Origin of the sequence: Nocardia sp. NPDC049190, assembly GCF_040648115.1 — a bacterium.
Classification (GTDB): Bacteria; Actinomycetota; Actinomycetes; order Mycobacteriales; family Mycobacteriaceae; genus Nocardia.
In genome coordinates this window covers 37,293-58,590 of sequence record NZ_JBEZDE010000006.1, presented here as the reverse complement: position 1 = coordinate 58,590, position 21,298 = coordinate 37,293, and the positions used below count along the sequence as shown (strand labels likewise).

Genomic DNA, 21,298 nt, shown 5'->3' with positions numbered 1-21,298 from the left:
CCAGTCCAACGCCGAAGCTCCCGCTGTCGATCTGATCGCCTGCACGACCGTCTTCTGGAATTGTGCATTACACCGGCCGGCGGGCATCTCGCCCTACTCGTTTGTCGCTTCTGCCGACGTCCGGTTGTCTCGTGATCGTCCGTGGAGAAGGTGATTTCGTGCTCGATACCCCCCCGCGAAACGGATCCAGCTCGTATCTTGATCATGTGAGCACCACCGGCCCCGTTCGCACACGGTCACGTATCCCTCGTTGGTTCGTTCTTTGGATGGGGCTGTTGATCGCGCTCGTCGCGGTGTGCTGTCTGGCGCTGTTCTGGCAGCTGGCCGCTGCGGGAACGTTCCCGACCATCGTCGTGCTGTGGCTGGTTCTCGGTGTGCTCAGCGCGATCGCGTGGCTGTTCGGACTGCTCGGCCTGCTGCGCTACCGCGCCGTCTTCCATAGTCTCGCCTCGCCCGCCCTCATCGCAGTTCTGCTGGCGTCGGTCTGGTTCGATATTCCGGAAACCACCGGCTGGTGGCTGTCGCGCGCCATTCTCGAGGATCAGGCAGCCGACTGCGTCAATCCCGGTCACCGCACCCGGCTAGGTGTCTACGTCATCACCTACATCACTTCCCGTGACGGCGGTTGCCTGTTCTATACCCAAGCGGGCGAATCGAATACAGGCGGATTCGCCTACTTCTCCGACGCTGCTGCTCCACCTCACCTCGGCGCACCCCCCACTCACGGCATCGAGTACCAGACTTTCGCGGGTCAGTGGTACCGGTTCACCGAGAAGTCGTGATCGTTTTCAGCGGTTGAACAGACCGCTGCCTCTCGACAGTTCTCCGGCCGGGTTGCGCCGGTCGAATGCGAATTCGCGGTGACATCACCACGCGATCTCGTACGGTGATGTGCCGCCCCGATTCCACAGCGCGTGTGCTGACCAGCCCTGCGAGCGTCTGCGGAGTTCTACGGGAGCAAGTGCTACACGGGTAGTCGTAAGCCGAAAGGTGCTGGCCGCGTAGTTTCGGCATCTCGCGGTTGTTCGAACCTCCAGCCGTCCGAGGGTATCCGGCTGCACGCTGGTCGAGGTGGCTGGGAACATCTGCTCCGCCGTGCCACGCGTCAGACGGTAGACCGCTACGGTGTGCGATCGCACTGGTGATCGTCGTGCTCCCAGAATGCGCTAATCGTGGCATAGTAGCCCACTCGTCATCGTCGAGCAATCTGTGAATGGTATTCGCTAGTTCGGAGAATATGCTACTGACCTCGGATATTGATAGTAGCTACTCGGTAGTAGGTTGAGTTCCGTGAGGCGCTCATCGTTTGCTGATGGAAAGGCCGTTCTAGTTGGTCTCTGTCAGTGGGATCTGCCGGGTGGGGGTGAGCGCCTTGGCCGAATACACACCGACACTGGTCGTTCTCTATGACGTGGGTTCTTCGGAACCACGACGAGTGGCCGAGTTCAGGCTGACATCCGGGGGTGCCGCGGCGCTCACCGTGCTCGACCCTCGCGGATGCTTGGTTGCCGAGCGCTGGCACAACCGCGGTCTCAAGGTCTACGACCCGCCCAGCCGGATCAGGTCCGACGATGGACCACGGTTCCTGCGTGAGCTGATCAGGTCAGCGGGGATGAGTTACTACCGTGTAGTCGACGAAAGCGCAGGAAAGTCGGCGACGAGGGTCGGTCGCACCCCGTGGCAGCGGCGGCCGGATCAGAGTTCCGGCGGGCCCCTGGCACCGCCCGCGCCGTGAGAGAGGGCGTTACCCCGCTGCTGCGCAGCATTGCCAAACGTTTGACCAGAACCTTGGACCTGGGTGCGCGGTAAGTCGAGGGCGTCTACCGACGCACCGGCAAGACCACCAGCAGTGCCGCCCGCACTTTCCGGGAGACCGACGAGCGGTCCTCGCCGCTGTTCGACGAGCCCCGGAGGATGCGGCAACCACATCCGATGCAGGTGGCGAGGACTCGACACGGTGAAAAATACGACTCGGGGTTGCCTTTCGTGCACGCCCCCGGTGCGCTGACAAGTAGGGAGATCGCGGCATATCGTGTCGATGAACTGCTCGGATTCGGCAGAGTGCCTCCCACTGCCCGAACAGACGGCGTAATCGGAGCTGATGGCCGACCTTTCGGCCCCGGAATGATCCAGCAGTTCGTCGATTCCGAACCGTCCAGAGCAGTCGGTGCCTACCCGAGAGTCCAGCAACAGCAGGTCGCCGTACTCGACTACGTCACCGGTGCACTCGACCGCCATCCGGGCAACTATCGCACCGTCGACCGCGGCGATCACCTCGACGTGGTCGCCATCGACCACGGCAGAACGTTCCCCTGTCGCAACGCCCGCTCGAGATTCCGATCGACTCCGATTTCGTCGCGGCTCATAAGGGCGAGCTACTCGAAGGCGACGTGTTGCGGGCTGTACAGAGCGTGGATATGGACCGGTTTCGGGCAGCGCTCGGCGACGTGGGTTTGCACCCCAACGCGATAGACGGAGCGGTGGCACGACTGGAAAATCTCCGCAAGCAGCAGCGGATCCCGGGCGACGTCTGGGTGTTGCCACCCTGATCGCCAGCCGGAGCACCGACCACCTGTCGGAGGGCGTTCGCGCGAATCGCGCGAGCAGTCCGTCTATTGTCGCCCGGTCCGCATAAGGTGCGAGTCGGGCCCGGCGTGCTCCAGCGCCAGGAGTTCGTCACAGACACCAAGGAATTTCCGGCGCACGTCCGCCGCGCGTTCCGCCAGTGCGGCTTGGGCACGGACGTACTCGGCGCGCCCTGCGGGGGTCTCGATGCGTACCGGCTCGTAGCCGTATTCGGAGAGATCGTAGGGGCTGGCGCGCATATCGAGTTCGCGGGCGTCGCAGGCCAGTTCGAAACAGTCCAGCAGCAGTTCCGAGGAGATCAGGGGGATCAGTTTGAAGCCCCACTTGTACAAGTCCATGTTCGTGTGCAGGCATCCCGGCTGTTCGTGGTCGACCTGGTCGGCTCGGGTCAGCGGCTCGGCGTTCCGGCCGACCGCCTCCGGGGTGAAGAAGCGGTAGGCGTCGAAATGCGTGCAGCGCAACGACATCGACTCGACCACGGCGTCGGTGCCTGCTCGACCCAGCCGTAACGGGACCTTCTGGTGGCGGATGTCGTCGGTACGATGGACCATCGCCCACTCGTGCAGCCCGAAACAGGACAGCTGTGCGGGACGGGACGCGGTGGCGCGCAGGAGGTTCGCGATGAACGCGAGGGTGTCCCGCCGCGCGGCCAAGTGGCTCGGGTCGGCCGTGAAGACGGCTCCGTCGGAGTAGAAGCCGTCGACGGACGAAGCGCATCCGTCGCTTTCGGTAGCGCACACCGCTGTCACCCGGTGGTACCCCCGGGTGCCGGCGTACTCGGCGGCGTCTGCCAGCGCGACGCCATAGCCCGGGTGCCAGCGGCGCAACTGAGTGGGCTTGTGACCGTAGTAGGTGAACAAGAAGTCGATCACCGGATGCGACAAACCCTGTGCCCGCCGCTCGAGATACGGTCCGACCAGCTTGTCGAGCCGGACTCGGTGCTCCGCGGCGGTCGCTCGCCACAGTGCGGCGGGCAGCGCTCGCACCGTCATGTCCGCACCCGGTCGCTACGGCGGGGCTCCCGTGCGCGACGCGCAGCCCTCATTCGATCACCCGATGCGTACCGTCGCGGACGGTGCCGACGAACTCCTCCACCAGGTCCTCCATGGCGACGACGCCGGTGGTATTGCCTCGTTCGTCGACCACCCGGCCGAGGTGGCTGTTGGTGCGACGCAACCGGGCCAGCGCCTCGTAGAGCGTTGTCCCCATGCCGACGGTGGGCAGCGGCCGGATGTCGGTGCGCGGGATCGGCGTCGCAGGCCCCGCGCTCTCGTCGGCGACCTTGTCGAGCACGTCCTTCACGTGCAGGTAGCCGACCAGCGAGCCGTCGCTCGCCCGCACCGGATATCGGGAGAACCCGGTCTCGGCGACGGCGGATTCGATGTCGCCGAGCGTGGTCCCGCTTCCGCGCAACGGCACCGACCACGTCGCGTCGAGCGGCACCATCACGTCGGCGACCACGCGGTTGCTGGTGTCCAGCGCCTGGGTGAGACGGCGATGTTCCTCCTCGTCGAGCAGTCCTTCCGAGCGTGACTCGCCGATCATCTCGGCCAACTCGACCGAGGAGACGGTGGCTTCGAGTTCGTCCTTCGGCTCGACGCGCAGCAGCCGCAGCGAGAGGTTGGCGGCGAGGTTGTAGAGCGCGATGAGCGGACGGGCCAGTCGTAGCCACATCAAATGCGCGGGAACGAGCAGCAGTGCACTGCGCTCCGGCCCGGCCAGCGCGATGTTCTTCGGGATCATCTCGCCGAACAGGATGTGCAGGATGACCACGATGGTCAGCGCGAGAGCGAACGCCAACGGATGCAACAGCTGCTCGGGCAGGCCGAGCAACTCGAACGGACCCTCGAGCAGATGCGCGACGGCGGGCTCACCGACGCGGCCGAGCAGGATCGAACAGATCGTGATGCCCAGCTGCGCCGCCGCGAGCATCATCGAGAGGTTCTCGCCCGCCCGGATCACCGTGTTCGCGTTGCGTTTACCTTGTGCCGCAAGCGCTTCCAATCGGTCCCTGCGAGCGGAGATGAGCGCGAACTCGGCGGCGACGAAGAAGGCATTGCCGCCGAGCAGCACGGCGGTGAGTAGTACGCCGAACAGGTCACCCATGGCTGTGCTCCTTGGTGACGAGGGCGTCGGCGGCGACCGGGATCAAGCGCACCCGGTCGATGCGTCGCCCGTCCATTCGTTCGACGCGGGCGATCCAGCCGCCGGCGCCGGGGTGCTCCCCGGTCGACCACTGTTGCGAGCGAGGATTCGGCAGCACGACTTCGTCGCCCGCCACCGGGATCCGGCCCAGCCTGGTCAGCACGAGGCCGCCCAGGGTCTCGTACTCGCCCTCGGGGGCGTCGTATCCGGTGGCTCGGGAGACCTCGTCGATGCGCAGCAGGCCCGAACAGTCCCAGCCGTCGGACACGCGCCGCACATCGCGCTCCTCTTCATCGTGCTCGTCACGCACGTCGCCGAGGATTTCCTCGATGATGTCCTCCATGGTGACCAGGCCCGCGGTACCGCCGTATTCGTCGACGACGAGCGCGACCTGCATACCATCGGCACGGATGCGTTCGAGCACCTCGTCGCCGTCCAGGCTCGCAGGCACGATGGGCACCGGGCGGGCGAGTACCTGCAGGGGAGTGCTGCGGCGCCCATTTGCCGGGTGCGTGAATGCCTGTTTGACGTGCACGAAACCCAACGTGTTGTCGAGATCGCCGTCGATCACGGGAAAACGGGAGTAGCCGGTGCGGCTCGTCGCATCGATGAGATCGGCGATGGTGTCGAATTTGTCCAGTGATTCGATCTTGACCCGTGGCGTCATCAGTTCCTCGGCGCTGCGCTCGCCGAACTGCAACGAGCGATCCATCACCTGTGCGGTGCGCTGGTCGAGCGCCCCGCGCAGTGCGGATGTACGCACCAGCGAACCGAGCTCCTGGGGGGACCGCGCCGAGCGCAACTCTTCGGCCGGCTCGACGCCGAACCTGCGGACGACCCAGTTCGCGGTGCCATTCAGGAAATGGATCATCCACTTGAACGCTACCGAGAACCCGATCATCGGACCGGCTGTGGCGCGGGCGGTGGCGAGTGGCTTGGCGATGGCGATGTTCTTCGGCACGAGCTCGCCGTAGATCATCGACAGCGAGGTGGCCAGCACCAGGGCGAGCGTCAGTGCGACGCCGTGCGCGGCGGCGTCACTCAGTCCGATCCCGGTGAATACCGGATTCAACAGCCTGGCCAGCACCGGCTCGGCGATGTAACCGGTGATCAGCGTGGTGATGGTGATGCCGAGCTGCGCGCCGGACAGCTGGAACGACAGCGTGCGATGCGCCTTGCGGACCATCCTCGCTTGCACGTCGCCGGTGCGAGCATGCGCCTCGACGGTGCTGCGTTCCAGTGCGGTGAGAGAGAACTCTGCGGCGACGAACAGCGCGGTGCCGACCGTCAGCGCGACGAACCCGATCAGGCTGAGCGCATTGAGTGCGACGGACATCGTCAGCACCACCCGAACGGTGCTGAGTACCAGCCGGGGAAGGGGACGACTGCGGAGTGAGGGACGCCGGGTTTGTCACCCGGCTCGGTAGAGGAGCCCTCCTGTGCGGCGCCCTCGGACGCGGGTGACAACTGGATCCTTTCGGGAAATGAGTCATGGTGCCGGTGACCGGCAACCACTATGTTACCGGCCCACGCGTCGAGTCGCGTGGGCCGGTGCCCGCTGTTTCAGGGTGTCGGGTTCACCAACCGCTGGGTAGCGGACGGCCTTCGGCGAATCCGGCCGCGGACTGCACGCCGAGTACGGCACGGTCGTGGAATTCCGAGAGGTTGCGCGCCCCCGCGTAAGTGCACGCGCTGCGTACGCCCGAGCAGATGTGGTCGATGAGGTCCTCCACCCCGGGCCGTTCCGGGTCCAGCCGCATCCGCGAGCTGGAGATGCCCTCCTCGAACAGCGCTTTGCGCGCGCGGTCGAATTCGCTGTCGGATGCGGTGCGGGCGGCGACGGCACGCTTGGACGCCATACCGAAGCTTTCCTTGTACGCGTTACCATCGCGGTCGACCCGCAGGTCGCCGGGCGACTCGTAGGTGCCGGCGAACCACGAGCCGATCATCACGTTGGACGCGCCCGCCGCGAGCGCGAGCGCCACATCACGAGGATGGCGCACGCCGCCGTCGGCCCAGATGTGCACGCCGAGTTCCCTGGCGGCGGCGGCGCACTCGGCCACCGCGGAGAACTGCGGACGGCCGACGCCGGTCATCATGCGGGTGGTGCACATGGCGCCGGGGCCGACACCGACCTTGATGATGTCGGCACCCGCCTCGGCGAGGTCCTTGGTGCCCTCGGCGGATACCACATTGCCCGCCACGAGCGGGACGCCGAGACCGAGATCGCGCACGGCGGCAAGGGTTTCGAGCATCTTGGCCTGGTGACCGTGTGCGGTGTCGATGACGAGCAGATCGGCGCCCGCGTCGACGAGGGATTTGGCCTTGGCGGCGACGTCGCCGTTGATGCCGACCGCGGCCGCGACGCGCAACTTGCCCATGGCGTCGACGGCGGGTTGGTAGATGCCGGCGCGGAGGGCGCCGGTGCGGGTCAGCACCCCGGCCAGGGTGCCGTCCTCGGCGGTGAGCACGGCGAAGTCGGCGTGCTCGGTGTGCAGCAGGTCGAACAGATCGCGTGGGGTGGCGCTGGCCGGGGCCCGCACGAAATCGGTGACCGCGACCTCGCGGAGTCGGGCGAATCGGTCGACGTCGGCGCAGGAAGCCTCGGTGACCACGCCGGCCGGACGCCCGGCGTCGACCACGACGACGGCGCCGTGCGCGCGCTTGTGCATCAGGGCGACCGCCTCGGAGACCGAGCGGTCGGGGGCGAGAGTCACCGGGGTATCGGCGGTCAGCGAGCGGCTTTTGACAAAAGCGATGGTGTCGGCCGCCGCGCTGTTCGGCAGATCCTGCGGGAGAACCACGATGCCGCCACGACGTGCCACGGTCTCAGCCATCCGGCGCCCGGCTACTGCGGTCATGTTCGCCACGACGATCGGGATCGTGGTGCCGGACCCGTCGGCTGTCGACAGGTCGACGTCGAAGCGCGACGCGACATCCGTCCGATTCGGGACCAGGAAGATGTCGTCGTAGGTCAGGTCGTATGGCGGCTGGTGACCGGGGAGAAAGTGCACTTGACCGATGATAACGGGGACCCGTGCGCGCCGCGCCGTTCTCCCGGCAACGCCACCTGCCACACGGTTCGCCCGCCCCGAGTTCCGAGCGCTGTGCCCCGACGACGATCCCACGACTTCTTCGCGGCCCGATCGGCGCTGGGAACGGTCCAGCCCGGACCCGTGCGCGCGCGGGCGAGCACAGCAGCTGCGGGGTCGGTCATGAGTACGTACGGCAGCGTGACGAGCAGCTGTTTTCCGTACCGGCCCGGCGGTGTCGATGGGGTCATTCAAACATTTCTCATCACGTTCTCAACCGGATGCGTTGCCACTGTGTCGCGGCGAGCGTCCGACGGGATGCCGCCCAGGTCGGCCGCGGTCGAGTCGATGCTCGGTACAACAGGATTCGGTGAGATCTCGGAGAATCCGGCTGATGCTGTGCAGGATTCGGAGGACGCCGCCACGGATGCCGGCAGGCGTCACTACTCTTGACGACCCTGCTGGGCGGCCGCCCGGTACGGCACCGATGTCACGGTGCGCACGTCGGATCGTCGCGGTCAGGCGGTGGCCTGCGAGCGGGAGAGCGCGATCGTGGTTGCGCACATGACGATCACCGCCAGCCCGGTGACCACGAGGCCGAGGGTGTTCGTCCGAAAGTGTTCATCCAGCACGGTGAGTCCGAGGAAGGCGGCGGCGAGTGGCTCGGCGATCGTCACGGCGGGCAGGGACGCGGCGAGCGGTCCGGCCTGGAAGGCGCGCTGCTGAAGGTAGACGCCGGTCACGCCGGCCGCGATCAGCGCCCAGGTCTGCCAGCTGCCGAGTACGTGCAGGAGGCCGTGCTCGAACAGGTCGGTGACATAAGAGGTGAGGGCGGCGGCGAGTCCGTACAGCGAGCCGCTGACCGCGCCGAGCAACAACGCTCGGCGTGCCGGGTCCACCGCGATGATGCCGCCCACGACAGCCCCGACGATCAGGGCGAGCATGAATCCGAGCGGGAGGATCCACTCGCGCAGGGGTGCACTGGTATTGCCTTCGGTCGGGTCGCCGACGAGCAGGAAACATGCCAGCGCTGCGGTCAAGATCAGCGCGGTGAGCCAGGTGCGGGGCGTAATGCGGCGATTATTGAGTCGCGCTGCCAGGGGCAGCGCGAACACCAGGGCACTGACCAGGATCGGCTGCACAAGGAGCACGGCACCGAGTGCGAGCGCGGCGACCTGCATCGCGTATCCGCCCGCGTCGCCGACGATGCCCGCCAACCAGCGCGGGTTACGCGCCAGCGATCGGACGAGGGATTCCCCCTCCGGTACCGCCGCGGCCGCCCGTTGCTGGGTGACCGCCGCGACAGCGAACAGCAACGCCGCGAGCACTGCGCAGGCGACGGCCCCGATCGGGTGATTCGACACCTATTAGTTTGCTACATGATTGCCATGTCGCGGCGACTGCTGTGCTCGCACGGCGCGTCGTCGTGGTCGCCCGGGTGTGTCGCCGGACCCGGAACCCGCGTCGCGGCTGGAGAACTCCGTCGTACTGCCGGAGTTGCGTACCCGCGTTGCCCCAGGTGCGCCCGCATGCCGTCCTGCGGAGTTGCTCGTCGCCGAGTTTCCAGCCGGTGTGACACCGCCGCGTCGGCCCGACGTGGCCTTGGCGAGTCCGCCGATACGATCGGCAGAAGATGCCCCCGAGCTCTGTCGTGCGCCCGACTTGTTTGCCGCGCCCGCGCCACGGCTACCGGAAGCGGCCTGCTCGCCCCGACGCCCCGGCTTCCTGCGGGGAGACTTCGTCGTGCTCGCGACGGGCGCCGGTGCGGGCGTCGCCGCAATCGGAACGCCGGAGGGGCGCCGCGCGCCGGTGATCTCGATCAGCGTGCGGTCGCCCGGACGCACCTCGACTCCCTCGACCTCGACCCCGGCCTTGCGTGCCATCGTCTCGACGTCGCGCCGTTCCTCGGTCATCACGAGTGTGACCACCACACCGTCCTCGCCCGCGCGGGCGGTGCGCCCGGCCCGGTGCAAGTAGGCCTTCGGCTCGGCGGGCGGATCGACGTGCACGACGAGGGAGATTCCGTCGACGTGGATGCCACGTGCGGCGACATCGGTGGTGACCAGGACCGGCACCGACCCGTCGGCGAACGCCGCGAGCGTGCGGGTCCGGTTGTTCTGTGCCTTGCCGCCGTGCAGTGCGCCCGCGGGGACGCCTGCGCCCCGCAATTGCTTGGCCAGCCGATCGGCGCCGTGCTTGGTGCGAACGAACATGATGGTCAGCCCGTCGCGGGCAGCGATCTCGGTGGCGACGGCTCGCTTGGCCACCTTGTCGCGCACGTACAGCAGGTGGTGCGACATCGTCGCGACCGAGGCCGAGGGCGGTGCGGTGGAATGGGTGACCGGGGAGCGCAGGTAACGCTTGACCAGCTTGTCGACCTCCCCGTCGAGTGTGGCCGAGAACAGCAGTCGCTGACCGTGTTTCGGTGTGCGGTCGAGCAGCTTGGTGACTTGCGGCAGAAAGCCCATGTCGGCCATGTGGTCGGCTTCGTCCAGCGCGGTGATCGATACGTCGGACAGGTCGGCGGAGCCCTGCATGATGAGATCGGCGAGCCGGCCCGGCGTTGCGATGAGCAGGTCGACGCCGCGCGCGAGTCGGTCGGCCTGGCGCTTGATCGGCGCGCCGCCGACCACCGAGGCGACCCGAAGGCCGAGCGCGCGCGCCGGTTCGTCGAGAGCCCGTTCGATCTGTGCTGCCAGCTCACGGGTCGGCACCAGCACGAGCCCGCGCGGCTTGCCGGGTTTGGCGGGTGAGCCGGCCAAGCGGGTGAGCATCGGGAGGCCGAAGGCGAGGGTCTTCCCGGAACCGGTCGGCCCCCGGCCGAGTACGTCCTTGGCGGCCAAGGCGTCCGGCACCGTGGCGGCCTGGATCGGGAACGGCGTCTCGATGCCGTCGCGCCGCAGTGCCTGCACGAGCACGGCGGGCAGGCCCAGTTCCGCGAAGGTCACGGTGGGCGCCGCGGCGACGGATGTCGAGGGGGTCACGAGGGATGTATGCCTTTCGTCGCACAGCGCGTTCGACGCGAACGCGCTGTTCGGTGGGTTCGAGAGCGGTGCACGATGCGGTTCATCGCGCGCTGCGGCGCGAGTGATCGCATGCCGCGTGAGGAGCTGGCGCGGCCGATCGGAGACCGGGCCGAGAGTCCAGGATACGGCCTGGCGGATCAGCCGTGGAACAGCCGACTGAGTTCGACCAGCCAGGGTACGGCCACGGCCTGCGTCGGCACCACGAGGATGGCGGCGGAACCGAGGTAGGCGGCTGTGGCGATACGCACGTCGCCGATCCGATCGTTGAGTCGCTGGATGCGGATCAGTGTGGTCGGACCACCCGCGGCGAGCGCGCCTTGCGGTGCGGTGGATTTCGCGCACGCGATCAGGGCGCGGGCGAGCGGTTTCGGTCCGGTGACTTTGACTGCGGAATCGTCGGCGAGCAGTTCGATCAGCAGTTTCACCGAGCCGAGTGCCGCCTTGCTGCGCACCACTCTCGGGAACGCCTCGTGCACTGCGGTGAAAGCCTCCAGCACCAGATCGTGCCTCGCCCGCAGGTGCGACCGCTCGTGACTCACGATGGCGGTGACCTCGGCATCCGCCAGATTGGTCAGCGTGCCCTCGCTGAGCACCACCCGCTGGCGCAGGCCGGGTAGGCAGTACGCGATCGGCTCGGTAGCCGCCAGCACCCGGATGTCGGCGGCGCGGCGGTGCGGACCGCCCTGGTCGAGCAGGTCGACGAGCATGCGGTGCCGGGCACGCCGCCTGCGAGTGTGCACGCCGACCCGGACTATCGCGTAGATCAGTCGGGCGCCGACCAACAGCGTGAGCGCGAAGACGGACACATAAGCCAGCCACAGCGGCACGCCGAGCGCGTCGATCTCGCGGGTCGGTGCGGTGGTCGGATGTCCGTCCGGGCCGGGTACGAGCAGCTCGGACGCAATGGCGAGTCCCGACCCGAACGCGCTGAGCACGGCGGCGAGCGCAATGGCCTGCCAGAGCACCAGTGCGGCACGAGGTGTCCGGTAAGTCCAGGTTGCTCGGCTGAGCAAAGCCGGGGCAGGTCCCGCGAGAAGCAATGCGAGTCCGGCGAAGACCGGCGCTGTTGCGTTCATCGACTCAGCTCACTGCGTTGTGGGGCCAGAACGTCGAGGAGTTTACTCCGGCGGCGGTGCCGGATCCTCGGTTGCTTCGAGCTTAGCGAGTGCCTCCCGTAGTGCGGCAGCCTCATCTCTCCCGACCTGTTCCACGAAGTGCACAAGCGCTGCGGCGCGACTGCCCGCCGCGTCGGCCTGTTGCAACGCGTCGACCATCAGACTGGCCACCAGTTCGTCGCGCGTGTGCACGGGCGCATAGCGGTGCGCGCGGTCGTCGCGCCGCTGGACCACGAGGTTCTTCTTCGCCAGGCGCTGCAGCACGGTCATCACCGTGGTGTAGGCGAGCTCCCGGCGTGCGGCGAGCGCCTCGTGCACCTGCCGAACCGTTTGTGGTTCGTCGGCCGACCACAACTGGTCCATGACCGCTTTCTCGAGTTCACCAAGACCTGCCATTCCACAATTTTAGGTACTCAACGACGGTGATGCGTACTACAGGGTGTCGTAACTATGTAATAGCTGGTGTGTCATTTGTCATAGGGAGCGGTTTCCGGCCCGGAGACAGCCGGCCCGCCCACCGTGCCGCGGACATGTCGGGCGCCGATCGGCACGATCATCGGCCTGCCCGAGACCGGGTCCTCGAGCACTGCGGCCTCCAGGTCGAACACCTCCCGCAGCAGCTCTACCGAGACCACGTCGGCCGGGGCGCCACTGGCGACGATGCGCCCAGCGCGCATGACGATGAGTTGGTCGCTGTAGCGGATCGCGAGGTTGAGGTCGTGTAGCACCATGACGATGGTGCGGCCGAGGTCATCGTGGAGCCGGTCGACGAGATCGAGCACCTCGATCGAATGCGCCAGATCGAGGTAGGTGGTCGGCTCGTCGAGCAGCAGGATGTCGGTGCCCTGGGCGAGTGCCATCGAGATCCAGGCACGTTGGCGCTGTCCGCCGGATAGTTCATCGAGTGCGCGGTCGGCCAGATCGGCGATCCCGGTCTGCTCCAGCGCGGTCAGCACTTCGGCTTCGTCGGTGGCCGACCACTGGCGGAACCAGGACTGGTGTGGATGGCGACCGCGCGCGACGAGATCGGCGACGGTGAGTCCTTCCGGCGCGACCGGTGACTGCGGAAGCACGCCGATGATGCGAGCCACGGCTTTGGTGGTCATCGTGGAAATTGCCTTGCCGTCCAACAGAACTCGGCCCGCACGTGGGCGCAGTAGCCGCCCCAGCGAGCGCAGCAGCGTGGACTTGCCACAGCCGTTCGGCCCGATCACCGTTGTGATCACTCCGGGGGCGATATCCAGATTCAGACCGTCGACGACGACTGCATCGCCGTAGCCCAGGGTGACGCCGTCCGCGCGGAGGCGATGCGCGTAGGCGTACGTCGGATCGCCCACGGCATCCGTCGTGCTGAGGTCTGCGGCCGTCATCGCACTGTCGCCTTCCGATTGATCCGCACGAGCAGGTACAGCAAGAACGGGCCGCCGAACGCCGCAGTGACGACGCCGACCGGCAGATCGACCGGAAACACCGTGCGCGACGCGACATCCGCGCCGACGACCAGGATGGCACCGATCAGCGCTGAGCCGATCAGCGGTTCGCCCGGTGTGCGCAGTACTCTGCGCGCGATCTGCGGCCCAGCGAGGGCGACGAAGCCGACCGGCCCGACGGCGGCGGTCGCTATCGAGGCGCCGACCACGGCCGCCCCGATCAGGATCGCCTGCTGGGTCTGGATTCGCACGCCGAGCGCACGGGTCGTCTCCGCGCCGAGGCGCAGCGCGGCGAGGGTGCGGGCCGATCCCAGCGCGACGAGCGCCAGCACGGTGGTGGCGATTGCGGCGGGCGCCAGATGCGCTCGGTCGGCCGCGTTGAGTGATCCGCTCAGCCATAACTGAGCGCGTTGTGCGTCCGCAAGGCTGGCGCGGGTGAGCAGCCAGCTGATGCCGGAGGTCAGCAGTGCGTTGATGCCGACGCCGATCAGCACCAGCCGCAGTCCGGTAATACCGCGCTCACCGGTGGCGCTGCGTCCCCAGGCGAGCAGATAGATGGCCACCGCGGTGAGTAGCCCGCCGACCAGCGCGGCAAGTGGCGCACCGACCGTGGCCGCCAGTCCGGTGCCCGTGCCGCCGGTGCCGACCAGGACGGTGACCGCGCCGAGGCTCGCGCCGGAGGTGATGCCGAGCATGTCCGGGGCGGCCAGTGGGTTGTGCAGAATCGACTGGGTGATGGCGCCCGCGAGGCCGAGTGCGATCCCCACCACGAGCGCGGTGAGCGCCCGTGGCAGCCGGGATTCGAGCACGATGAACCGCTGTGCGCGGGTGCCGCCCCCGGTCAGCACGTCGAGCACGCGCCCGAGCGGGATGTGTGATTCGCCAACGGCGATGTCGAGGCAGAACAGGACGAGGGCCACCACCGCCAGCGCCGCGACGACCAGCGCCATCCGCGGGCGCAGTACCGTCGAGACCGGCCCGACGCGCAGTGCGGGCCGGGTGGCGCTTGCTGTGATCTGCGGCGAAATCCTCACAGGCCCACCAACTTCCTGCGACGGACGAACGCGAGGAAGAACGGCGCGCCGAGCGCGGCGAGTATCACCCCGACCTGTAGCTCGCCGGGTCGGGCCACTACGCGGCCGAGGATGTCGGCCACCACCAGCAGCAACGCGCCGAGCAAGCCGGAGTAGGGAATCAGCCGGCGATAGTCCGGCCCGGTGAGCACCCGGGCGAGATGCGGGACGGCAAGGCCGAGGAACGCGATCGGTCCGACCGCCGCCGTCGCGGCTCCCGACAACAGCACGACGGCCGCCAATCCCAGTGCCCGGCTGCGACCGACGTGCACACCGAGACCCCGCGCGACCTCCTCGCCGAGGCTCAGCAGATTCAGGCCCGGCGATGCCACCACGCTGAGCAGTGTGCCGACCGCCAGAAAGGGAAGCACCTGCCAGAACACCTCGGCATCGCGACCAGCCACGGTGCCGACCACCCAGAAGCGGTAGGTATCCAGGGCCGACGCGTCGAGCAGGATGACGGCGTTCGTCATCGCCTGCAGGAACGCGGTCACCGCTGCGCCGGCGAGCACGAGACTCAGTGGGCTCGCTTTTCCGCCCCCGACGGCCGAGATCCCGAACACCACCAGCCCGGCGATCAATGCCCCGGCGAACGCGAACCAGATGTATTGCTCGGGCGCGCTGAACGCGAACAGATACACACTCAGCGCTGCAAGGAAGGCCGCACCCGCATTGAGGCCGAGCAGTCCGGCGTCGGCCAGCGGGTTTCGGGTGTAGCCCTGGATGAGCGCGCCGGCGATGCCCAGGGCCAGCCCGCAGACCAGCGCAAGCGCGGTGCGGGGGAGGCGCAGTCCCCGCACGATTTGTTCCTCGGTGGAGTCGGCCGCGCAGGAAAAGGGCCCGCCGGGGCAGGCGAGCGCGTGGTGCACGGCGTCGTAAACAGTGCCCGGTGCGAGCGATCGGGCGCCGACCGTGACGCCCGCCACGATCGCCAGCCCTAGCAGCGTGGTGAGAAGAAGCAGTCCGGTCAGTCGCCGTCGGCGCACGGTGTCGAGGGGTGTCACGGCGGCGAACTACTCCTGACTCGACAATCTGACCCTTGCTAGGTCTGGTAAGCCTAACCTATCTTTCGGTACGACGGAGCCAACCCTCGAGGAGGTTCGATGACCGAACTCAGCATCACGCCGCGCCGATCTCAGGCGGCGTTCGGGCATGCCTGCACGAAGCTCCGCGCCCTGCGGCCGGAGCATCCGCGGGTATATGCCGTGGCGGCGATGGTCGAGCAGGGAAAGCGGCGGTGGTGGCCACTATCGGGCGGTGCGCGCGAGGGGCGGATCGAACTCATGTACCAGCGCCATGCTGCGGAGATTATTCGTGCCGACATCGCGGCGGAAGTCGTTGCGACAGCGCTGATCCACGCAGTCATCGGCAGGGTGAGCGCGCTGCTCATCGTGGCGGGGCGCGCATGGGACCCCGGCGTGGAGAATCTCTGGATCCACACCGACAACGATGGCGGGATCGACTGGGCGGGCTTGGTGGACACCACGATTCGGGTATTGGACGGTGATCGCCTCGCGGGTGGGCCTGGCGTGGTCGCACTGCCGTGCGAGGAGGCGATGTACGTGTGGCTCGCGCATCGGTGCGAGCCAGCGCTGGCGCTCATTCAGGCGAGCATGGCCCACTGCTCCGGGCTGAGTCCGCGCCGATTCTGGTCGCTGGTCGGTGAGTCCATCGCCGGCGCTTCGACCTACGTGCCCGCTCTGGCGCGAACCGACGCAACCCTCGGGGCGCGGCGTGGTCAGGGGCTGCTGGCGGCGCTGAGCGATCGTGGACTGCCGGTGCGTCCCGCAGTCCGGGTTGCTTAGTTAGGTAAGCCTGACCTACACTCGTAGGCGGCGTACGGATCGTGCGAGAGTCCCGAGGGCTGCGGCGACCCCTGATCCCGTGCCGCGACGGGCTCCACACCGGTGGGGCCCGTCGCTCTGTTTCTTCCCGACACATCGACCCGCGGGACGCCCGATCGGGTGATCCTGCGGCGACCGGTTGTCGACGCTGTGCGACAGTGAATGAATGACGCAGCAGGAGACCCAAGCGATCGGCTCGCTGGCGAATGTCACGCCCGAGCAGATGAACAACTACAGCGAAGGCACCTTCGCCGACCTGATCGGCCTGCGCTACACCGAGCTGACCGCCGACCGCGTACGTGGCGAGTGGGTCGTCAAGCCGCACCTGTACCAGCCGGCCGGTATCCAGAACGGTGGTGTGTATTGCACCGTCATCGAGACGCTGGCCAGCGTCGGGGGCGGAATCTGGTTCGGCGACCAAGGCACGGTCGTCGGTGTGAACAACAACACCGACTTCCTTCGCGCGGTCCGCGAGGGCACACTGTCCGGTACGGCGACGCCAGTGCATCGAGGCGGGCTCCAGCAGCTGTGGCAAGTCGTCATCACCGACGAGCAGGACCGCGTCGTGGCGCGCGGCCAGGTGCGGCTACAGAACTTGCCGCATCGGTCCTGACCGCGCTCGTCCGGCCGCGGTGGAACGGGCGTGCCAGAATGACCGTCATCCAGTCACTGTGACCCGGTGAGGAGTCCGGATGCGCCTGTCGCCGCACGAACAGGAACGCCTGCTGCTGAGCTACGCCGCCGAGCTGGCCCGGCGGCGTAGGGCGCGCGGACTCGTGTTGAACCATCCGGAGGCGGTCGCGCTGATCACCGACCACGTGCTCGAGGGTGCGCGGGACGGGCGCACCGTCGCCGAGTTGATGTCGTCCGGGCGGACGGTGCTGACCCGCGACGACGTGATGGAGGGCGTGCCGGAGATGATCCACGACGTCCAGGTCGAGGCGACTTTCCCGGACGGCACCAAGCTCGTCACCGTGCACAACCCGATCGGGTAGGGGGCCGCATGCGATACCCGCGTGAAGAGTTTGCCGGGGTAGAACGAGGCGCGGAATGATTCCGGGTGAGTACCTGTGCGCCGAGGGCACGATCGAACTGAACTCCGGCGCGGACCGAATCGAGCTCGACGTGGTCAATACCGGCGATCGGCCGGTGCAGGTCGGCAGTCACGTGCACTTCCCACAGGCGAACCCGGCCTTGTACTTCGACCGGGATGCCGCGCACGGCCGCCGCCTCGACATTCCGGCCGGGACCGCGGTGCGCTTCGAACCCGGTCTCTCGCAGCGCGTGCGGTTGGTGCCGCTCGGCGGCGCCCGCGAGGTCCATGGGCTCACCCTGACCCCGCCAGGCCGGCTCGATGACTAGTACGTGGATGTCGCCCGATTCGATGCGGCGCTCAGGAGTTCGCAGAACGCGGTACGCGGTTCGAAACGGAGGACGCGATGAGTGAGCTGAGTCGGGCCCGGTACGCCGAACTGTTCGGTCCGACGACCGGTGACCGGATCAGGTTGGCGGATACCGATCTGCTGATCGAGATCACCGAGGACCGCAGCGGGGGACCGGGGCGTGCCGGCGACGAGGCCGTGTTCGGCGGTGGCAAGGTGCTCCGCGAGTCCATGGGGCAGGCTCGCGCGACCCGCGCCGAGGGCGCCCCCGATACCGTGATCACCGGTGTGGTGATCATCGACCATTGGGGAATCATCAAGGCGGACGTCGGCATTCGGGACGGCCGAATTCGCGCGATCGGGAAGGCCGGCAATCCCGACACCATGAGCGGGGTACACGCGGACCTGGTCGTCGGCCCGTCCACCGAGATCATCGCGGGCAATGGCCGCATTCTCACCGCGGGCGCGATCGACTGTCACGTGCACTTCATCTGCCCGCAGTTGATGGACGAGGCGCTCGGTGGCGGCATCACCACGCTGATCGGCGGCGGGACCGGTCCCGCCGAGGGTAGCAAGGCGACCACGGTGACGCCCGGCGCCTGGCACCTGGCGCGGATGCTGGAAGCGACCGACGGCTGGCCGATGAACATCGTGCTGCTCGGCAAGGGCAATACCGTCAGTGTCGAGGCGATGTGGGAGCAATTGCGCGGCGGCGCATCGGGATTCAAGCTGCACGAAGACTGGGGTTCGACGCCCGCCGCGATCGACACCTGCCTCACGGTGGCCGACGCCGCGGGGGTGCAGGTGGCGTTGCACTCGGACACACTGAACGAAGCCGGTTTCGTCGAGGACACTCTCGCGGCGATCGCGGGCCGTGGCATCCACGCGTATCACACCGAGGGCGCGGGCGGCGGGCACGCGCCCGACATCATCACCGTCGCTTCCCATCTCAACGTGCTGCCCAGCTCGACGAATCCGACGCGCCCGCACACAATCAACACGTTGGACGAGCACCTGGACATGCTCATGGTCTGCCATCATCTCAGCGCCGCCATCCCCGAGGATCTCGCATTCGCCGAGAGCCGCATCCGCCCGTCCACCATCGCCGCAGAGGACCTGCTGCACGATCTCGGCGCCATCTCGATGATCGGTAGCGACTCGCAGGCCATGGGGCGGATCGGGGAGGTCGTGCTGCGCACTTGGCAGACCGCGCATGTGATGAAGCGGCGCCGCGGCGCGTTGCCCGGCGACGGCGCCGCGGACAACGCGCGCGTACAGCGTTACATCGCGAAATACACCATCTGCCCGGCTGTCGCGCACGGCCTCGACCACGAGATCGGCTCGGTCGAAGTCGGCAAGCTGGCTGATCTGGTGCTGTGGGAGCCCGCGTCCTTCGGCGTTCGTCCCCATGCCGTGCTCAAGGGCGGTGCGATCGCCTGGGCCGCGATGGGCGATGCCAACGCCTCCATTCCGACACCACAACCGGTACTGCCGCGTCCCATGTTCGGCGCTGCCCCGACAAGCGCGGCCGCCACGTCGCTGCACTTCGTTTCCGAGCAGGCGATCGACGACGGGCTCGCCGATCGTCTGCGCGTCCAGCGAAAACTCGTGCCCGTGGGCAATGTCCGTCGCGTCACGAAAGCCGACATGCCGCACAACGACGCCAGGCCCCAGATCGAGGTCGACCCCGACACGTTCACCGTCCGCATCGACGGCGAGGTCTGGCAAGAACAACCCGCCACCGAACTCCCGATGGCTCAGCGCTATTTTCTGTTCTGAACTCCGTATGCTCCGACCCGGCGGTCGACTGACGATCGCTGATCTGTGGGCCACGAATCGACACTGCGCGCGCCGACACGAACTCGGGTCGACCGACGTGCGGCGATACAACCTCGGCTGGCGCGTGGTGGGGCGCCGCTGGTTTCCCACGAGACTCGTCACGGCAACCAAGTACGTCCGGCTCCGACCTCAACACCGACTCGGCCGTCCGATACGCCGGAAGATCGGCGGTGGCCAGGTCTGGTTGCGCTGACCCGGATCAGGCTGATCATTACCTCGCGCGTAATCGACTGGGCGCACGCACTGCGGCATGGTTGGAGTCAGCCGGCCCGGAGATGCGGGACGGATAACGAAATGTATTTGGGCACAGGAGGTTTCGACATGTCGCGATACGAGCAGGCAGTAGACCGGTACTTCGCCGCGTGGAACGCCACCGACGATGAGATCAGGGCGAAGGCGGTCGCCGCCGCGTGGACGGAGGACGGTTTCTACACCGACCCGCTCGCGGACGTCAGCGGTCACGACCAACTTGTGGCCGCGATCGGGGGAGTGCAGACGCAGTTCGCCGGCTTCGAATTCCGTCCGATCGGCGTGGTCGACGGCCACCACGACATCGTTCGATTCTCCTGGGAGCTGGTTTCGCGCGCCGATGGCAGCGCGCCGGTCGCGGGCACCGATGTGATCACCCTCGGCGCCGATGATGACCGGATCACGGGCGTGCGCGGATTCCTGGACCGGGTGCCGCCCGCGTAGCGTCTGACTGGGGGCGCGGGAGTCCACCGACACTCGTCGTGGGGCCGGCTCATCGGGCCCGGCCCCCGCCCCGCGGGATGCGAATGCGATCGTTTTGTCCCGGCGACTGTTGATCATGCCGTACACGGTCGGCGAATCGGCACGCCCGACGACTGTCCCGACTCCTGCTGGGAGAGGATCCGGGGAATTATCCCGCGACCTGTAGAGTCCGCCGCGATCTATTAGCGGCGGTCACGAATACGGGTGCGACCGAGATCGTGCCGCGCGTCGGCGCCATGGTGGATGTGATCGCAGTGCCGATCGAGCCGACCGCCGGTGAACGTGGGCGCCGCGGCCGAGTTACTCGGCAACAGAGACGGGTGCGACGGCCGGAATCGGTGGTGGGGGCGTGCTCGTCTTCCACCGCGTGTCGACGATCAGGCCGACGACGCCGACCGCCAGGCAGGCGGCGGAGAACACCAGCAGGCCCGGATGCGTCGTCCCGGTGAGCGCGTCGCCGAGGATGACCGTGCCGATGGTACCGGGCAGTACGCCCAACAGTGTGGCGGTCATGTACGGCCAGAACCGGATCGAGGACAGTCCGCAACAGTAGTTGATCACCGAGAACGGCACCGCGGCGATGAGCCGTAGTGAACCGACCGCCAGCCAGCCGCGGCGGCGCAGGCGGTCATCGACGGCACGCACGGCGGGATGGGTGAGGCGGGAGGCGACCTGATCGCGATCGAGTGCTCGGATGAGCAGGATCGCCAGTGCCGCGCTGACGGTGGTGGCGCCCACCGCGAGCGCGATGCCGAGTAACGGGCCGAACAGCAGCCCCGCGCTGACGGTGAACACGGTGCGCGGAATCGGCGCCACTGTGACCACCGCGTGGACGATGAAGAACAGCAAGGGAAAGGCCGGACCGACGGAAGTCGCCCACTCCTGGATCTGGCGCGGACTCGGGAGCGGAGCGAGCGTCGCCGCGACGAACAACGCGGCAGCGCCGACAAGCAACGCGACGACACGCGGGTCGCGGATCAGCCTGGTCACCCAGGAAAGGCTACCGGGTAGTAGCGGCGGGCAGCATCAACCGGCCGGCGACCGCCCGCTAGCATCAGAGGGGCAGGACGAATGCTCGTTAACCGAAGTAGTCG

The 21,298-nt window shown here is 67.7% G+C and carries 21 protein-coding genes and 1 pseudogene; 10 read left to right on the top strand and 12 right to left on the bottom strand.

Features of this window, described 5'->3' with window-relative positions:
- Positions 1-266 precede the first annotated feature (266 nt).
- The 3 genes from AB0B25_RS07610 to AB0B25_RS07600 all read left to right on the top strand — a co-directional run bounded on the left by AB0B25_RS07610 (position 267) and on the right by AB0B25_RS07600 (position 2,549).
- Positions 267-782 carry a hypothetical protein gene (locus tag AB0B25_RS07610; RefSeq protein WP_357176137.1) on the top strand — a complete coding sequence of 172 codons (516 nt, stop codon included), beginning with the start codon at positions 267-269 and terminating at the stop codon, positions 780-782.
- Positions 783-1,357: 575 nt separating this feature from the next.
- Positions 1,358-1,735 carry a hypothetical protein gene (locus AB0B25_RS07605; protein WP_357176135.1) on the top strand — a complete coding sequence of 126 codons (378 nt, stop codon included), beginning with the start codon at positions 1,358-1,360 and terminating at the stop codon, positions 1,733-1,735.
- Between the two features lie 658 nt (positions 1,736-2,393).
- Entirely contained in the window at positions 2,394-2,549 is a 156-nt protein-coding gene (locus AB0B25_RS07600) for a hypothetical protein (protein WP_357176133.1), read from the top strand.
- 63 nt (positions 2,550-2,612) lie between these two features.
- Here AB0B25_RS07600 and AB0B25_RS07595 read toward each other — a convergent pair whose 3' ends face one another.
- The 11 genes from AB0B25_RS07595 to AB0B25_RS07545 form a co-directional block, all read right to left on the bottom strand.
- On the bottom strand, positions 2,613-3,578 hold the full coding sequence (locus tag AB0B25_RS07595) for a 3-methyladenine DNA glycosylase (RefSeq protein WP_357176131.1): 966 nt from the start codon (positions 3,576-3,578) through the stop codon (positions 2,613-2,615).
- A 49-nt stretch (positions 3,579-3,627) separates the two neighbouring features.
- The gene (locus tag AB0B25_RS07590) at positions 3,628-4,692 is read right to left on the bottom strand and encodes a hemolysin family protein (protein ID WP_357176129.1); all 1,065 of its coding nucleotides are present in this window, start codon (positions 4,690-4,692) and stop codon (positions 3,628-3,630) included.
- Positions 4,685-6,067: a hemolysin family protein gene (locus AB0B25_RS07585; RefSeq protein WP_357176127.1), complete on the bottom strand. Its 1,383-nt coding sequence runs from the start codon at positions 6,065-6,067 to the stop codon at positions 4,685-4,687. Before AB0B25_RS07585 ends, AB0B25_RS07590 begins: the two co-directional genes overlap by 8 nt.
- A gap of 241 nt (positions 6,068-6,308) precedes the next feature.
- On the bottom strand, positions 6,309-7,745 hold the full coding sequence (locus AB0B25_RS07580; RefSeq protein WP_357176126.1) for a GuaB1 family IMP dehydrogenase-related protein: 1,437 nt from the start codon (positions 7,743-7,745) through the stop codon (positions 6,309-6,311).
- A gap of 536 nt (positions 7,746-8,281) precedes the next feature.
- Complete coding sequence (locus tag AB0B25_RS07575) at positions 8,282-9,127, bottom strand: DMT family transporter (RefSeq protein WP_357176125.1); 846 nt, start codon at positions 9,125-9,127, stop codon at positions 8,282-8,284.
- A gap of 3 nt (positions 9,128-9,130) precedes the next feature.
- The gene (locus AB0B25_RS07570) at positions 9,131-10,747 is read right to left on the bottom strand and encodes a DEAD/DEAH box helicase (protein WP_357176123.1); all 1,617 of its coding nucleotides are present in this window, start codon (positions 10,745-10,747) and stop codon (positions 9,131-9,133) included.
- Between the two features lie 179 nt (positions 10,748-10,926).
- Positions 10,927-11,865 (bottom strand): M56 family metallopeptidase, encoded by a 939-nt coding sequence (locus AB0B25_RS07565; RefSeq protein WP_357176121.1) that lies wholly within the window; start codon positions 11,863-11,865, stop codon positions 10,927-10,929.
- Positions 11,866-11,907: 42 nt separating this feature from the next.
- Complete coding sequence (locus AB0B25_RS07560; RefSeq protein WP_357176119.1) at positions 11,908-12,300, bottom strand: BlaI/MecI/CopY family transcriptional regulator; 393 nt, start codon at positions 12,298-12,300, stop codon at positions 11,908-11,910.
- A 71-nt stretch (positions 12,301-12,371) separates the two neighbouring features.
- Positions 12,372-13,274 (bottom strand): ABC transporter ATP-binding protein, encoded by a 903-nt coding sequence (locus AB0B25_RS07555; RefSeq protein ID WP_357176117.1) that lies wholly within the window; start codon positions 13,272-13,274, stop codon positions 12,372-12,374.
- A complete protein-coding gene (locus tag AB0B25_RS07550) occupies positions 13,271-14,284 on the bottom strand; it encodes an iron chelate uptake ABC transporter family permease subunit (protein WP_357176430.1) in 1,014 nt (337 codons plus the stop codon). Before AB0B25_RS07550 ends, AB0B25_RS07555 begins: the two co-directional genes overlap by 4 nt.
- A gap of 80 nt (positions 14,285-14,364) precedes the next feature.
- Positions 14,365-15,411, bottom strand: coding sequence for an iron ABC transporter permease (locus AB0B25_RS07545; protein ID WP_357176115.1), 1,047 nt, complete (start codon positions 15,409-15,411; stop codon positions 14,365-14,367).
- Positions 15,412-15,510: 99 nt separating this feature from the next.
- On the opposite strand from AB0B25_RS07545, the gene AB0B25_RS07540 reads away from it, so the two are divergent.
- The 7 genes and pseudogenes from AB0B25_RS07540 to AB0B25_RS07510 all read left to right on the top strand — a co-directional run bounded on the left by AB0B25_RS07540 (position 15,511) and on the right by AB0B25_RS07510 (position 20,165).
- Positions 15,511-16,212 carry a hypothetical protein gene (locus tag AB0B25_RS07540; protein WP_357176114.1) on the top strand — a complete coding sequence of 234 codons (702 nt, stop codon included), beginning with the start codon at positions 15,511-15,513 and terminating at the stop codon, positions 16,210-16,212.
- 262 nt (positions 16,213-16,474) lie between these two features.
- The gene (locus tag AB0B25_RS07535; protein WP_357176428.1) at positions 16,475-16,864 is read left to right on the top strand and encodes a PaaI family thioesterase; all 390 of its coding nucleotides are present in this window, start codon (positions 16,475-16,477) and stop codon (positions 16,862-16,864) included.
- A gap of 79 nt (positions 16,865-16,943) precedes the next feature.
- Entirely contained in the window at positions 16,944-17,246 is a 303-nt protein-coding gene (locus tag AB0B25_RS07530) for an urease subunit gamma (RefSeq protein WP_357176112.1), read from the top strand.
- A 55-nt stretch (positions 17,247-17,301) separates the two neighbouring features.
- Complete coding sequence (locus tag AB0B25_RS07525; RefSeq protein ID WP_357176110.1) at positions 17,302-17,613, top strand: urease subunit beta; 312 nt, start codon at positions 17,302-17,304, stop codon at positions 17,611-17,613.
- Positions 17,614-17,690: 77 nt separating this feature from the next.
- Complete coding sequence (locus tag AB0B25_RS07520; RefSeq protein WP_357176108.1) at positions 17,691-19,412, top strand: urease subunit alpha; 1,722 nt, start codon at positions 17,691-17,693, stop codon at positions 19,410-19,412.
- A gap of 1 nt (position 19,413) precedes the next feature.
- Positions 19,414-19,584 (top strand): annotated as a pseudogene (locus tag AB0B25_RS07515) (SAM-dependent methyltransferase); the annotation flags it as partial.
- 209 nt (positions 19,585-19,793) lie between these two features.
- Positions 19,794-20,165, top strand: a complete 372-nt coding sequence (locus AB0B25_RS07510) for a nuclear transport factor 2 family protein (RefSeq protein WP_357176106.1) — start codon at positions 19,794-19,796, stop codon at positions 20,163-20,165.
- Between the two features lie 339 nt (positions 20,166-20,504).
- On the opposite strand, the gene AB0B25_RS07505 is transcribed toward AB0B25_RS07510, so the two are convergent.
- A complete protein-coding gene (locus tag AB0B25_RS07505; RefSeq protein ID WP_357176104.1) occupies positions 20,505-21,194 on the bottom strand; it encodes a TVP38/TMEM64 family protein in 690 nt (229 codons plus the stop codon).
- Positions 21,195-21,298: the final 104 nt, after the last annotated feature.